Here is a 14,737-nt window from a genome sequence, read left to right on the forward strand (position 1 = left end):
GCACCACATCAGCGCAGGTACGGCCCGTCGTACGGACCAGCCTCACCGCGTCCCGCCTGAACAGGCCCAGCACCGACCCAGTGGTGCTGCGCACCAGATGGGTCCTTCAGCCTCACGCCAGTGTGCTCGCGCAGATCGGCGTCGCCTTCGACACGATGCCCCTGTCCGAGTCCGACGGCCGGCGCCTCCTGCGCGCGTGGGATCAGGCAGAGTTGCCCCCCGGAGCGCCGATGCTGCTTGTCGGCAACGACCTGCTCGTCCTTACACGACCGGAGCAGCCGGACAGCCAGGCCGACACATGGCTCCCGCTGCCGACACCCTCCATCCCATCCTCGGGGCCCTCGAACGCCAGCTGGGTCGTGCCCGCCACCCCGGTCAACGTGGCAACCCTGCCCTCGGTGCAGGAGGTGCGCCGCCTCCTCGCCGGCAGCATGCCGTCCCCCGGGGAACAGCAGGGCCGGCTTGCGCCCGTACGGCCGCCCCTCCGCACACGTCCGACAGCATGCCACGCCGCAGGAAGCGGCTTAGGCACGCCTGGATCGAATCGGGACATTCGATGAACGACCGCACACTTCGCACCGTGGCCCGCCTGCTGAGCCACGCACGCCGTGCCCTGCACGGTCCTCCGCACGTCCAACGGGCGCACGCCAGGCTGAACGGTGACCCGGCAGCCAGTGCGGCCGGTGCCGCAGGGCCTGCCGTCAACGGCTTCCTCTTCTCGCACGGCTCCGCGGCCGACCTGGCGGTGTGCGGCGGCGCCAGCCATCGCATGGCCGGGACGACGGTGATCGCACCCGCCGGCTACGGCGGCTTCGCATTCGCGAGCTGCGAAGGGGCACTCTTCCGATCGCCTCCGCCGATCGTGTGTCGGTCGCTGCCTCGGATGATGTGGGCCGTTCGCCTCCTTCAGTTCACCGTCACGCTCCTGAGCGCACCGCCGCCTCGCCTCGTCGCGCCCGCCCGGCCATCCGCCCGCGGCTTCACCGGCGACGACTCCGGCCGCGTATCACCCACGACGTTGGGGTCCTGATGACGGCGAGCACCCTGCGGGCCAGCCCGCCCGCTCTCCCAGACGTGGATCCCACCAGGCCGAACTCCGCCCGCGTCTACGACTGCCTCCTCGGCGGAAAAGATCACTTCGTCGTCGACGCCGAAGCCGCGGCGGTGATGGAAAAGGCAGCCCCCGGGACGCGCGCGGCCGCCATCGCCAACCGGCAGTTCCTCCTGCGAGCACTCACGTGGGCAGCCGAACGCGGCCACACCCAGTTCCTCGAACTCGGAACCGGCATCCCCGCCCAGACGAACGTGCACCAAGTCGTTCAAGCAGTACATTCCGGCGCACGGGTGGTGTACGTCGATCACGATGACGTGGTCGTCGCTCACGCGCGCGCCCTGCTCGCCCGCGTCCAGGCCAATGTCGGCGTCGTCCAGGGCGATGTGAGAGATCTTCAACCCGTCCTCGCGGACGCGGCCCAATGGCTCGACTTCAGAAGGCCCGTTGTCGTGAGCCTCGTCGGGATCTTGCACTGGGTCGCCGACGAGGACGACCCGGCCAGCATCATCGCCGGCCTTCAACGGCACCTGGCGCCCGGCAGCATGCTCATCACGTCGCACGCCTGCTCAGACGCTCTGAACGCTGCCGCCGCCGAAGCCCTGACGGCGACGTTCGCGAACTCGCGCACCCCTCTTGTCTTGCGCAGCCGCGAACAGATCGCCGCTCTGCTGAGCGGACTCGCCCTGCACCCCCACCATGCACGCGCCGAGGTCGGTGAACTCGTCGAAGTGTCGGCGTGGCGGCCGCTGCTGGACCGCGCCCCCAAGCCGGAGGGCATAGCAAGCATCCTGGGCGCGGTCGCCGACCTCCACCCTGCCGGCCCGCGGCACGTCGCGAAGGCTTCTCCATGAACGCGACGAAGCATCGCGCTCTGACCGTGTCTAGCGTGCAGCGGCACCGCGCGACGCCCCCGCCGGCGTACGCGCCGGGTGCACATCGGCTCCTGTCCCGGCCGCCGGCCGCGCCCCAAGGCAGGCACCGTGCCATGGGGCGCGCGGCCTGCCTTGGGGCGCGGACGGCACACGTCCTCTCGCTAGCCGGGCTGCGCCCCTTGATCCGACGCCGTTCTCGCCCGCTCCGCGCGGGAACCCGCAGCTTGGCCCCGCAACGCCCGCGCAACTTCAGGTGTGGACTACGCGGCACGCTGGCAACGGCCGCGCCACGCCCTCCTGGTGGCCCGTGTTACCCCGTCCAGGGCCACCTGCGGTGCAGGCCAGGTTAACCCCACCGCACCCTGGCCTGCACCGCCCTTCACCTGAGCCGACCACCCGCCTCCTCTCGCTAGAGACAACGCCGCTGGCAAGAGGAGGAGGCCTCATCCCCTTCACCGTCGATGCCCCTCCGTTCCCCGACCAGGGGACGGAACGTGACCCTGGCGTGCCGCACGCCAGGTTGCCAGCTCGTCATCGCCACCCAGTCCCGCCGTCGTAAGGGCACGTTCATGACCGCTGCGCCTCAGTCCGCCGACATCGCCGAGCCCGTTCCCCTCAACAGGCACCGCCATGCCCTGCAGGTGATTCTCGACAATCTGCCCCTTTACGCCGCCCTGTACACCCTGTGTGACCTGCGCATCCCCGATCGGCTCGCACGCTCGGCCGCCACCGTTGACGATCTTGCGGAATGGGTGGCCTCGACCATGTGCGCGCCCAACCTCGGCCGCGACTACCTGCAGCGGGTGCTGCGCGCCGCCCACGCCTGCGGGTTCCTGCGCCGCAATCTCGACGGCGCCTACCAGGTGACCGACTTCGGCCTCACGCTCCGAAGCGGCATCCCCGACACTGCCCGAACCGCGCTGATGCGAGCGGCACTGCGAGCGTGGACTGTTCACGACGCGGCCGCCGTCCGCCCGTTGCCCAGCCGCGACCTCAACAACCCGATCGACATGATTCTTCACAGGCTCGACCTGTACCAGGCGCTTCACCTGTTCTGCGCGTTACGCATCCCCGACCGCCTGGACCACGCGCCCGCAGCCCTCGACGACGTGCATGCCTGGTGCCAGCGGGCGGGCGCCGACGAGGGCAGCGGTCCCAGCCCAACCCTCGAGGACCTGGTGAGGCTGCTACAGATCGCGGACGCCCAGCAGTGGATCTACCGAACGCCCAGCGGCACCTACCGGCAGACCGACGCCGGGCACATGCTCACCCAGTCCGCGGCCTCCGGCGGACCGTCCATGTGGCCTGCAGTGATGACGTATGCGCTGCCTCCGTGGCGGCAGCCGCTGGCCACCATGCAGGAAACCGTACGCACCGGCACCCCTGCCGCGCTGAACGGCCACCGCACCCTGGATGACCTCATGGCCGGCCAGCCAGCGAGCGCCGCCCGCGTCATCGCCGCTTTCCACGCCTGGCAGAGCGCCGCCATGGCGCCGTCCGTCGCTGATGCGATCGCCGCCCACGCCGACACCATCCGCACGGTGATCACCATCGGCGGTAGCCACATCCTGCTGGCCGAGATTCTCCACCGCCACCCACACACCACAGGCGTGCACGTCGGACGAGGCCGCGACGCTGACGCCGCAGCCGACGAGCTCGCCCGCAGAGCCGACCCTGGCCGCTGGGGCGTGACCCGCGGCCACGCCCAGCGCGTCAAGATCCCCATCGGCTTCCGCCCGCTGTACGTGATGCCCTGCCTGATCCACAACGCTGACGATCGTGATGCCCGCGACCTGCTCGCTCGTGTTGCCGCAGCGATGGACGCCTCGGGCCCCGGCAGCATCCTCTGGCTGGTCGAGACCGTCATGCCGGACGACGTTGACCCACACCCGAGTATCGCGCTCGATCTTCTGCAGATGACGCGCACCCGCGGCGGCCGGGCACGGACGAGGGCAGAGTACGCGACGCTGCTACGCAAGGCCGGGCTGCGCGTCTCCGGCGAGATTGCCGCAGGCCAGCACACGATCATCGCGGCGCACACAGCGCGCGACCAGCCCCCGACGATTCCCGAGCAGCGCGCGCTCGTCGGCCTCGCCGAGAACGCGACGCTGCCCGCCTACTGACTCCGGAAGGCTGTCCGTGTGCCGCGGGAGCGCCCGTGCACGCCAGCCGATGACGTGATCGTCGCTGCGGCGCCCTGGTCATGGGAGAGGTCAAGGGTGCTGCAGCTTCCCCGCCCCTGAGGATCGGGTCCAGCCGAGGGGCGGCGGCCGGGGGCTGCGATGCTGAGCGCAGCCCCCGGCCTCAACATGCCGCGAGGGTGCCCCGCCAGCCCCGGCGAACGGTTCCGGCGGGGACAATCCCGCGTCGGTGAACTGGCGGCGGGTCAGGCGCCATCACGCCAGCTGAACGACGTCGTCGCGCAGATCGTCGCGGCGCGCGAGCACACGCACATGATCGGCCGACCGGCCGACCTGCTCGATGCGGAAACCCGCAGGCAACCCCAGCTCTGATACAGGCCGATCAGCTGGCCTGCCGGTGTCGGCCACGAAGACGACCACCTCGTCGATGAGCCCCTCCAGCAGGAACGGCTCCGCCACGTCGGCGCCGCCGCTCACGAGCAGATGCCGCACTCCACCCGCCGCCAGCGCCGCCAGCAGCGCCGCCACGTCGCCGCCGTCCCACAGCGGCGCCACGCTCATCATGCCGCGACCGTGCCGGTCCGGCACCGCCTCCCATAGCCGGCCGCCGGCTTCGGCAACCGCATCCACCTCCCACAGCAGCTCGCCGGCGGCCGCGACCGAGCCGACGGCGCCGCGCACCCTCCCGCCCGCCACCTCATACGCCCACGTGAGCGTCGGCCTGCTCCTCAGCAGGGAACGCCGCCACACCCCCAGGACCTTCAGCGCCTCCTCCGCCAGAACTCCGGTTTCCACGGGGACCCCGGCGGCCCTCAGCTCGGCGATCCCGCCGCGACCCCGGGACGTGGGGTCTGTGATGGCGACGACGACACGGGCCACCTGGGCGTCCAGCAGCAGCGCCCGGCACGCCGGGGTATGGCCGGCGTGGTTGCACGGCTCCAAGGTCACGATCGCGGTGCCCCCGCGCGCCGCGGCCCCGGCGGCCGCGAGCGCGTTGCCTTCGGCGTGGGCGCTCCCTTTGCGCTCGTGGTAGCCCTCACCGGCCACGCGTCCGCCCGCGTCCAGGATGACGCAGCCAACGGGCGGATTGGGGCTGGTGGCGCCCAGCCCGAACGCCGACAGCACGATCGCCCGCCGCATCGCGGCCAGCTCGATGGGGGACGCCATCACAAACCCGAGGCGTTGGCGAGGGCGACGCGCAGGGCCGCGACCGCAGGCTTCTTGCGATGGGGGACAAGCGCGGAATTGACGCCGGCCACCACGCGCACGATACGTGCCGATCCCGCCGCCGTGGCGATCTCCAACGCCTGCAGCGCCCGCTTGGCGGCCTGTTCGGGCTGGCCGCCGCCGGCGTGGGCCGCGGCCAGTCCGGCGAGCGCCATGCCGCGGTCGCGCCGGTAGACGGGCGGCAGCTTCGGCAGCGCCTCCTCGTACGCGGCCACTGCGCGGGCGTGCTTGCCCAGGTGGGTCCAGCAGCTCGCACGTACCACATCCACGTACGCCGGCGTGCAGAAGGAGCCGTGCCCGGCCCGGGCGTCGCCGTCATCGCTCACCCTGTCCGCCAGCCGCTGTGCCTCATCCAGCAGGTTCAGGCACAGCATCTCCTGCCCGTCCAACGCATGGCCTTGAGCCTGCTGCTGAAGCAGGGCGGCCCGCATCGCCGTCGGCGGCCGCTCGATCCGGCGCAGGGCCGCCTCGGTCAGGCCGATCACTTCGCCTGCCCGCGCGTCGGTCATGGCCTGCTGGCTGCGGCGGAACATGGTCCAGGCGAGCATGAGCTCATCGTCAGCCTCATAGGCGAACGAGGCGGCCTGGTCGGTCCAGCGCAGGGCCTCAACCGGCTGGCCAGCATCCTCATGCAGCCAGGCGGCGGACTCGGCGTAGCGGGCGGCCAGCTGTAACACCTTCAGCCGATCTTCGCCACGCGCGGGCGCCAGCAACTCGGTCACCAAGCCAAGCTGCTCTCGTACGCCCGGGATGGTGTGGCGGGGGCCGAGCAGGTTGTCGCGCTGCACCAGCAGATGCCACTGGCTGGTCAGGTGGTCCAAGACGTCACCCAGGTGTTCCTCGGCGGGCAGGCGCGGCGCGCTGGCCGACTGGCTGGCCTGCAGAGACCTGCGACGAGGATTCGTGCCGAACAGGGCGCCAACTGACACGTCCAGCGCACCGCTGAGCAGCGTACGGTACATGGGACGAGGTACGTTCCGTCCGGACTCCCAGTAGCGGATCATGCGTGCCAGGTCGGGAGGCTTCGGCAACGGAGTCGCATGCCCCGCCAGGGCGTGAAGCCTGGTGGCGAGCTGTTCCTGCGTCAGCTGCTTGTCCGCTCGAGCCGCGCTCAGCCGCTGCCACCACGCGAGCGTCTCATCCATCGGTCACCTCGCCTTACTGCCACAGGAGGATTCTCCTCCTGATCGCCCCCACCAGTGTCTCCTCCTGCACCTGCCCGCGCGCTGCCGGCCGCGCGATGGAGACGGCCACCTCCCGCCGTGCCAGGCGTCGTGAGCATACGGGCGGCCGCCACCGCTCGCAGCGACATGCCGCACCAATCCCTTATCCATCCAGCTCAGGCGCCTTTGGTCACTCCTCGGCCGGTGTGGCGGAATGAACCCCTTGTGAACCCCCCGCCGGAAAGTGAACCCCTTTTGAACACTGTTGCGATGGTGCCGGCCAAGCTTAGGTAGAGGGCATGAACTGCCGTCCATCAAAGACCGCGCCGCCGTCGAGGCCGCGCGTGAAATGTCGGCAGATTCCGCATGTACGCCTTTCATCACCGTCTGGCAGGAGGAATTGCCCTTCATTACTCCTCATTGCTCCTGCCCGGTCTCCTTCCGCCAGCACCATGCACCGCGCTGTGATGGGCCAGCGGATATTGCCCCTAACAAAAGAGAACGGGCTCGCCACACTCCATAGTCGCGTTGAGCGTGGCGAGCCCTTGATCGGATGGAGGTCCGATCTGAATGAATACGGTAGCCGCGGATGCCACTGCCGCCCACCGCTGTTTCCACATCGGCCCCCGCAGGGAGCGCCGATGACCATGCCACCGGCCGCAACCACCGCGGCGAAGCAGGGCTCCACAGCGTGGGACACGCCCTCGCTGGACAGCCAGCTGTCGTACGAGGAACGGGCGCTGGACCCGACCGTCCCCAACGTCGCCCGCATGTACGACTACCTCCTCGGCGGGAAGAACCACTGGCCCGCCGACCGGGAGGCCGCCGAGCAGCTTCTCAAGGTGGCGCCGTGGGTGCGCGAGGCCGCTCGCTCCAACCGCGCCTTCCTCGGCCGCGCAGTGGAGGCCGTCGCCGCCGACGGCGTACGTCAGTTCATTGACATCGGCTCGGGCCTTCCCACGCAGAAGAACGTGCACGAGGTCGCCCAGCGCATCCAGCCGGGCGCGTCCGTCGTGTACGTGGACATCGACCCGGTGGTGCTCGTGCATGCCCGCGCGATCCTCGCCGAGAACGCCCATACCCAGGTCGTCCAAGCGGATGTGCGCGACATCGACGTCATCCTGGACCACCCCGATGTTCGCAGGCGGATCGATTTCGAGCAGCCCATCGCGGTCGTCATGGTCGCTTTGCTGCACTTCCTTGCCGACGCCGACGACCCGACGGCCATAATGGACACGCTGCAGGCAGCGCTCCCGCCGGGAAGCGCGCTGATCTTCAGCCATGCCTGCACCGACGGCCTCGAAGAAAGAACCGTCAAGGAGGCGACCGCGGTCTACTCCGGCGCGACCGCGACGATGACGGCCCGTTCGAGCGGCGGCATCCGCGGCCTGTTCGGCGACGAGTGGACGTGGCGCGAACCTGGCCTCGTGCCGGTCCATCAGTGGCGGCTCGATCCGGACGACAAGGCGCTGCTGCCCGAAATGGCCGCCAACTTCCTCGGCGGCGTGGCCACCCCACGCCGATACCAGCCGCGGGAAGCCGTGTGAGCGCCACCATGGAAGACATCGCCTCACGCGGCCTGGGCCATGAACCGCCCATGCCTGCCCTGTACGACCTGCGAGCGGCTCTGGCCGACCACCACCTGGAAGCCTCGATCGTGTTCCGCAACGGCCAGCCCCACTTGCTCATCGACAAGGCATCGATGCTCGTACGGCTGGACAGCAACCACTTCGTCTGGCGGCCGGCCAGCCGGTCTACGCCAGCGGACTGGGCCGGGCAGCACGCGGCCAACGACGTCGACACAGCGGCCGCCGCGCTGTCCACCGCCATCAACGAAGCTCTCGTCCGCAGCCTGACGCCCCGGGCCAGGCGGGAAGAGTTCGACACTGGCGCACCGGACGACCGGGCGTTCTCTCTTGCTGACTGGGATGCCGTCACCGCACCAGATGACGGACCCACCTCACCAGCTCATGACGCGAGCGCCGAGTTCGAGCACGCCTGCGAGGCGCTGCGATGCGGCATTCTGCGAATCCACGAGCTGTCCCTCGAGATGGCCACCGACGCCGAACGGGCCTCACCGGCCCTGGCCGCCGGCGAGGCGCTGGCTGATGCCCTGAATTCCCCGTTCGACGACAGCGCCACCGCCATCCCGATCAATCGCTGGGTGACGGCCATCGGGATATGCCACAACTTGATCGCGCTGACCGATTCCACCCGTTTCGCGTGGCTCCCACCCATTCGCCCGGACGAGCCCGCGAAGCTGCGTGCCACACAGGTCCTGCCGAACGCCGTCCGTCTCCTGAGCCGCGAAAGGGCACGGATCACCGCCCCACGCCTGCCATCGGCGCCCCCCTGAACAACAACGCGGCCGGAACACTCTCTGCCGTCCGCGCTTCTCTCCTCAGCCCGCGACGAACTACTCATCGCCGTGGGCGCGAACCCCACCGTGGGATGCCCACGTCCCATGCCACCCCCTCCCTTTCTGGAGATGTACTTGAGACGAACGCTTTTAGTACTCGCATCGCTTTCTTTAGCGCTTGGCGGCTGCACGAACGCCGAAGCCCCGCAGCCGAACAAGCTGGAGAAGATCACCGTTGCCTACATGCCCATTCCTGACAATGCCGCGTTGTTCATCGCCATGAAGCGCGGCTTCTTCGCCCAGGAGGGCCTGGAGATCGAGCCCAAGGAGATCAGAGGTCTCGCCGAGGCGGTCCCCAAGCTGCTCAGCGGGGCCTGGCAGTTCTCGCTGGCCAACTATGTGACATTCTTCCAGGTTGAAGAAAAACAGCCCGGCAAGCTTCGACTGGTGGCCGACGCCTACGCGGCCAAGAAGAACACCTTCTCCCTGATGGTGAAGAAGGACTCGCCCCTGAAGAGTCTCAAGGACTTGCAGTGGAGCGGCAGCGGGCGCAAGAAACGTATCGGCGTGGCGACACCCCAGTCTGTCGCGACGCTCACCACTGAGATAACGCTCGCGACGGAGAAAGACCTCAACAAGGACGACATCGAGTTCGTCTTCATTAAGTTGCCCGACATGCCGCAGGCGGTCGAGCGCGGCGGCGAGCACGGCGGCGTGGACGTGGGTTGGGAGGTCGAGCCCTACATCACCGACAGCGCCACGAAGTACAGCGCCCGGCAGTTGGCCGATGCGGCGTCGGGGCCAACCGACCAGTTCCCGATCGCTGGCTGGGCGGTGTCGACAACCTGGGTCAACGCCGACCCGGGACAAGTGCGTCAGCGCGCGGACGTCGTGGCCCGCTTTCAGCGGGCCCTCAACCGCGGACAGCAGATAGCGGCCAGCGACCGCAGCGCGGTCACCGCGATCCTCCCCACCTACGCGCACATCGAGCCCGCCAAGGCGTCCGTGATCGCGCTCGGTTCCTTCCCGACCACGCTGGAGGGACGCCGCTATCAGCGGGTCGCAGACGCCATGCTCCAGTTCGGCTACCTCACCAGCGGCAAACCGATCAACGCCGAGAACGTGATCTGGCGCAGCCCCCTGGCCGCCTCTTCCCCCAGCGTCTCTTCATCCACAGGAGCGACCCCGTGACGACCTCCGAACACAGCAGCAGCGGAGCGCAGGCTACCTCGCCGCCCATGTCCGGCGAGGACGAGCCGCTCACGACACGCCACCCACACGGCGACGACGCGCCCTCCTTACTACGCCAACGCGCACCGGAGAGTCCGCGACCGCCGTCGGTGACGCCGGCTTACACGACGCCGCGCGACATCATCCAGGACATGATCAACGCCCCGTTGCGGTTCGCCGCACTCCACGCGTTCGTGTCGGTGGGCGGCCCGGAGCGTCTGGCCGCCGCAGGGGAACTTTCTGGTGAGGAGCTGGCCGCACGCTGTGATGCCGACCCCGCCATGATGGGGCAACTGCTGTCGGCTCTGCACTGCTACGGCATCGTCGTAGCCCATCGTGGCCGCTACCAGCTGTCCCCGACGGGGATGGCGCTGCGGCCGGATGCGGACGACTCGATGTATGCGGCGGTGAAGGTCACCGGCTCGTCGCTGTGGTGGCAGGCGGCCGGCACGTTGGACCAGACGGTGCGCACCGGTCATCCCGCAGTGCTGGACGGTGCACGCGACCCGTACGAGCTCCTGGCCGAGGAGCCCGACCTGGCCGCGCTGTTCGACCAGTTCATGGTCTCCCGCAGCGCCGCCGTCGGTCATGAGCTGGCCAGTTTGGCGGACGGTTTCGTCGGGGCGCAGACCGTGGCCGATCTCGGCGGCGGGCAGGGCGGCGTGCTGGCCGCCATCTTGCACGCCCACCCCACCCTACGGGGGGTGCTCGTGGAGCGAGCGGACGTCGCCGCGCGAGCCAGCGCGTACCTGACCGGTCAGGGCCTGGCCGAACGGAGCAAGGTCGTGGTGAGCGACATCTTCTCCGTCGTCTTCCCGGGCGCTCAGCGCTACCTGCTGTCGTCGATTCTGCACAACTGGTCCGACCTGGAATGCGTGACGCTGTTGGCGCTCATCGGCACCGCCATGCGCGACAGCGGCCCCGATGCGGAGCTGTGGTGCATCGAGGCCATCAAGCCGGCGCAGCCCGGGGAGTACAGCCCGACCATCGATCTCGGGCTGCGGATGATGGCGATGTTCCCCGGCGGCAAGGAACGCACCCTGGAGGAACTGCTCGCGTTGATGGAACAGGCGGGGCTGCGGTGCCGCACGACCTTGTCGCTGGCCCACGGTCAGACGCTGCTGATCGCCGTTCCAGCGGAGGCAGGCAACTAGCGGCAGCTTCGGAAGGTGGTCGGCAGGCCAGAAGACCCCACGGCCTGCCTCCGCTAACTCTGCCACCTCGTCTGCGCTCCCCCCGTTGGCCATGGCAGCTCGCTCGGCTTCCGCAGCGGGCCAGCGCCATTATCAATACCGCCCGGAAGTGGTTCACCATGCGTATCGGTTCCGGCCCGACCCCGATTCGGGCGGACACGCTCACCGGCCGAACTCTGGTCATCCCAGGATTGGTCCGCTGCTTGGTCAAGACCCTGCCGATCTTGACCAACGTCGTCCTGGCCGTCTCCCGAATGTCCCGGGCGTTCGGGACGGCCACGTCCTGTGGGCACCGCCCGAAGCTGACCTCCGGCCGGCTTCACCGTCCAAGGAGTCCGCGATGAGGGCGCCAGCCTTCTTATCGCCGCGGAGACGCATCCTGCTCGGCGCGGCCGGAATCGTCGGCGGCGCCGCTTTGACCGAGCTGGCCAGCTGGAGTGGCCTGATCGACCCCCGCCTGCTGCCGCGCTTGTCCACTGTGACCGTAACCGGAGTCACGCTGCCCCTGGACCAGGAGTTCTGGACGCACATCGGCGCCACGCTGGCCGCCTGCGGCATCGGCCTGCTCATCGCCGTCTTCACGGCGGTGCCTGCAGGGCTCCTCCTCGGATCTGTGCCGGCGGTGGAACGGGCAGTGCGGCCGCTTCTGGAGTTCCTGCGTCCCATTCCCGCCCTGGCGTTGACCCCTCTGGCGATCTTCCTGTGGACGGAAAACCAGGATGCCAAGATCGCGCTGATCGTCTACGCCAGCTGGTGGCCGCTGCTGATCAACACCATGTACGGCCTGGCGGAGGTCGACCCGCTGGCCAAGCAGACTCTGCGCAGCTTCGGGTTCGGCCCCCTGGCCGTGCTGCTGCGCGTCTCTCTGCCGAGCACCGCACCCTTCATCGCCACCGGGCTGCGCATCGCGGTCTCGATCACGCTCATCGTCGCGGTCAGCGTGGAGATCGTCGCCGGAGGTATGAACGGCATCGGTGCCTTCCTCGCACAGGCGGGCAGCGCCAACGACGTCGAACGCATGCTGGCGGGCACGCTATGGACGGGCGTGCTCGGCATGGCAGCCAACGCGCTGTGCGGCGTGGCGGAGCGACGCCTGTTCCCTTGGCGCCGCGCAAGAACGGAACTATCGTGATCGCCTCGATACGCCGATTCGGGCTGCCTGCCGCCGTTGCCGCGGGCTGGGAGGTGGGGGCACGCACGGCCGGCATGTTCTTCTTCCCGCCGCCGAGCGTGATCCTCGCCCGCATGTACGAGATGTGGTTCAGCGGTCCGCCCTCCCGTGGGTTTCTCACCCCGGAGGCTGCCAGTGACCTGCTGCCCAGCTTGGCCCGGCTAGGGACCGGGTGGGGTATGGCCGCCGTGGCGGGGATAGCCCTCGGGGTAGTGATCGGCAGCCTGCGAGTGGTGTCCGCGCTGCTGGAGCCGGCGTTGCATTTCGCCCGATCCATGCCTCCCTCAGCGCTATTTCCGATGTTCATGCTCTTGTTCGGAATCGGCACGCCCCTGCAGGTAGCGCTGATCGTGTTCGGAGTGATCTGGCCCATCCTGATCAACACGATGGAGGGCGTGCGCTCGATCGACCCGGGCTATCTCGACACTGCCGCCGTTCTGCGGCTGGGGCTCGGCCACCGGCTGTTCCGCATCGTGCTTCCCGCCGCGCTGCCGAAGATCTTGGCGGGGCTGCGGCTCAGCATCTCCCTTGCGCTGATCATGATGGTGGTTTCGGAGATGGCCGGCAGCACCGATGGGATGGGCTACCGGTTGCGCGAGGCCGAAGGCAATATCGACGTCGCCGCCATGTGGTCGGTGATCACGCTGCTTGGCGTGCTCGGCATCGTGCTGAACGCAGCCTTCGTTGCCCTGGAACGGCGCCACCTCGCATGGAGGACGCATGCATAGCGCCGCCGCAAGCCGAGGCAGCGTCGATCCGCCTGCCTTCGACGGCGAGGACCGGCGACGACATCGGCGCATGGGTTGCGCGGCCAGCTGGCGAACTCGCGCGGACGGGCACTCCAGCGCCTGCCCGGATTGGGGGCATGACTCACGTGCTCGGCGGTCAGTCCGATGTGGGCTGACGCCATCCTTGCTGTGGTCCTACCAGCCGCCGCCTTCGGCGAGGCCCACAGCCTTCCCGCCCCGAGCCGGCCTGGATGGGGCGGCGGCCGTGAGGCTGCGCACCAGCGCAGTCTCACGGCCCATTTCAGCACTGTCGGAACCCGGGTGCTCGCTCTGTGCCGCGCATGTCCGCGCGCGGCCCGCATCCCTGGTGCATCACCACGTGAAGGTGGAACCCCTGTGAGGACTCAATCGACGACCGTGGGCGATCCGCGGCCGCACCTGCCACCCCCCGGACAAGCGCCACCGCGGAGAACGAAAGCTCTCCGCGGCCGATTCCGGCTGCGTGACCTGCGGGTGCGATGGCGCCTTATCGCCCTCATCGTCATCCCCACCACGGTGGGTGTCGTGGTCGGTGCCCTGCAGATCGCCTCCTCCATCAGCAGCGCCGCCCAATACCAGCGTGTTCGGGAAAAGGCCGAGCTCAGCGCCGCGATCACCACGCTGACCCACCACCTGGCACTAGAGCGAGACCACGCCGTGTACTTTGTCGCCACCGGCCGGAGCAGAACCCGCGAGAAAGCGCTGCGCGAGCAATTCGCACCCGTGGATGCGGCGATCGCCATGGTCAGAGACAAGGCCGGAGCCATCACCCGCGAGCACGGCGACGGCGCCTGGTCCCTGACCCAGCAGATCCTCACCCGCCTACCCGAGATCGCCACCACCCGCGACACCGCCATCACCTCGCAGCTGCCCGCGCTACCGACGCTGACCAAGTACTCACAGATCAGCGACCTCTTCCTGCGCATTCACGTCCAAATCAACCAGGGGCTCCAAGACGAGCCGCTCAGCAACAGCGTCCGGGCCCTGTCCGCCCTCACCAAGGCCAAGGACGCCGCTTCACAACAGCGCGGCCTCCTGGCCGGCGTCGCTGCGGCAGGACGGTTCCAAGGCGGCGAACTCAACACCCTCACCGACGCCCGCGCCCAGCAAGACAGCGAAGTCGCCGTGTTCCGGTCGGTGGCCACCCTCGATCAGCAGCAGTTCTACGACGACACCGTCGCCGGTCCCGATATCGACCTCGCCGAGCTCTTCCGGCTGCGCGCGCTCGCCCAAGCGAATGAGAACGCGAGGCTCGATCTCACCCCCGGCAGCGATGACGCCAGCCGCTGGTTTGAGGCCATGACCGACACCATCGACGCCATGCGCACGGTCGAGAAACGCATGACGGAGTCGATCATCGTGCAGAGCCGCGCTCTGGAAGAGGACGCCCGACATCGGGCGCAGCTGGCCGCGGCCCTCATGCTCCTGCTCCTGCTCGCGGTACTCGTCGTCACCTTCCTCATGGCCCAGTCGTTGGTCAAGCCGTTGCGCAAGCTCCGGGTCGAGGCCCTGCAGATTGCTGGCCACCACCTGCCGGAAACCGTCAGCCTGCTGCGCGAC

The 14,737-nt window shown here is 69.1% G+C and carries 12 protein-coding genes; 10 read left to right on the plus strand and 2 right to left on the minus strand.

Features of this window, described 5'->3' with window-relative positions; translation table 11 throughout:
- Positions 1-580: 580 nt before the first annotated feature.
- The 3 genes from AB0J64_RS54970 to AB0J64_RS54980 all read left to right on the plus strand — a co-directional run bounded on the left by AB0J64_RS54970 (position 581) and on the right by AB0J64_RS54980 (position 4,049).
- Positions 581-1,030: a hypothetical protein gene (locus AB0J64_RS54970; RefSeq protein WP_364046186.1), complete on the plus strand. Its 450-nt coding sequence runs from the start codon at positions 581-583 to the stop codon at positions 1,028-1,030.
- 44 nt (positions 1,031-1,074) lie between these two features.
- A complete protein-coding gene (locus AB0J64_RS54975; RefSeq protein ID WP_364046188.1) occupies positions 1,075-1,905 on the plus strand; it encodes an SAM-dependent methyltransferase in 831 nt (276 codons plus the stop codon).
- A gap of 590 nt (positions 1,906-2,495) precedes the next feature.
- Positions 2,496-4,049 (plus strand): methyltransferase, encoded by a 1,554-nt coding sequence (locus tag AB0J64_RS54980; RefSeq protein ID WP_364046190.1) that lies wholly within the window; start codon positions 2,496-2,498, stop codon positions 4,047-4,049.
- Between the two features lie 273 nt (positions 4,050-4,322).
- On the opposite strand, the gene AB0J64_RS54985 is transcribed toward AB0J64_RS54980, so the two are convergent.
- Together AB0J64_RS54985 and AB0J64_RS54990 are read right to left on the minus strand one after the other, a co-directional pair.
- Positions 4,323-5,234 carry a dihydrofolate reductase family protein gene (locus tag AB0J64_RS54985; RefSeq protein ID WP_364046192.1) on the minus strand — a complete coding sequence of 304 codons (912 nt, stop codon included), beginning with the start codon at positions 5,232-5,234 and terminating at the stop codon, positions 4,323-4,325.
- Positions 5,234-6,439, minus strand: a complete 1,206-nt coding sequence (locus AB0J64_RS54990; protein WP_364046194.1) for a hypothetical protein — start codon at positions 6,437-6,439, stop codon at positions 5,234-5,236. Before AB0J64_RS54990 ends, AB0J64_RS54985 begins: the two co-directional genes overlap by 1 nt.
- Positions 6,440-7,098: 659 nt before the next feature.
- Between AB0J64_RS54990 and AB0J64_RS54995 the strand changes: the two genes are divergently transcribed.
- The 7 genes from AB0J64_RS54995 to AB0J64_RS55025 form a co-directional block, all read left to right on the plus strand.
- The gene (locus AB0J64_RS54995; protein WP_364046196.1) at positions 7,099-8,004 is read left to right on the plus strand and encodes an SAM-dependent methyltransferase; all 906 of its coding nucleotides are present in this window, start codon (positions 7,099-7,101) and stop codon (positions 8,002-8,004) included.
- Positions 8,001-8,813, plus strand: a complete 813-nt coding sequence (locus AB0J64_RS55000; RefSeq protein WP_364046198.1) for a hypothetical protein — start codon at positions 8,001-8,003, stop codon at positions 8,811-8,813. The genes AB0J64_RS54995 and AB0J64_RS55000 overlap by 4 nt, the downstream gene beginning before the upstream one ends.
- A gap of 138 nt (positions 8,814-8,951) precedes the next feature.
- On the plus strand, positions 8,952-10,007 hold the full coding sequence (locus tag AB0J64_RS55005; protein WP_364046200.1) for an ABC transporter substrate-binding protein: 1,056 nt from the start codon (positions 8,952-8,954) through the stop codon (positions 10,005-10,007).
- Entirely contained in the window at positions 10,004-11,200 is a 1,197-nt protein-coding gene (locus AB0J64_RS55010) for a methyltransferase (RefSeq protein ID WP_364046202.1), read from the plus strand. Before AB0J64_RS55005 ends, AB0J64_RS55010 begins: the two co-directional genes overlap by 4 nt.
- Before the next feature lie 454 nt (positions 11,201-11,654).
- On the plus strand, positions 11,655-12,371 hold the full coding sequence (locus AB0J64_RS55015; RefSeq protein ID WP_364046204.1) for an ABC transporter permease: 717 nt from the start codon (positions 11,655-11,657) through the stop codon (positions 12,369-12,371).
- Positions 12,368-13,138 (plus strand): ABC transporter permease, encoded by a 771-nt coding sequence (locus AB0J64_RS55020; protein ID WP_364046206.1) that lies wholly within the window; start codon positions 12,368-12,370, stop codon positions 13,136-13,138. The genes AB0J64_RS55015 and AB0J64_RS55020 overlap by 4 nt, the downstream gene beginning before the upstream one ends.
- Before the next feature lie 564 nt (positions 13,139-13,702).
- Positions 13,703-14,737, plus strand: a 1,035-nt coding sequence (locus tag AB0J64_RS55025; protein WP_364046208.1) for a nitrate- and nitrite sensing domain-containing protein, incomplete at its 3' end; no start/stop codon positions are given.

This window comes from Nonomuraea sp. NPDC049695 (assembly GCF_040674955.1).
Lineage (GTDB): Bacteria > Actinomycetota > Actinomycetes > Streptosporangiales > Streptosporangiaceae > Nonomuraea > Nonomuraea helvata.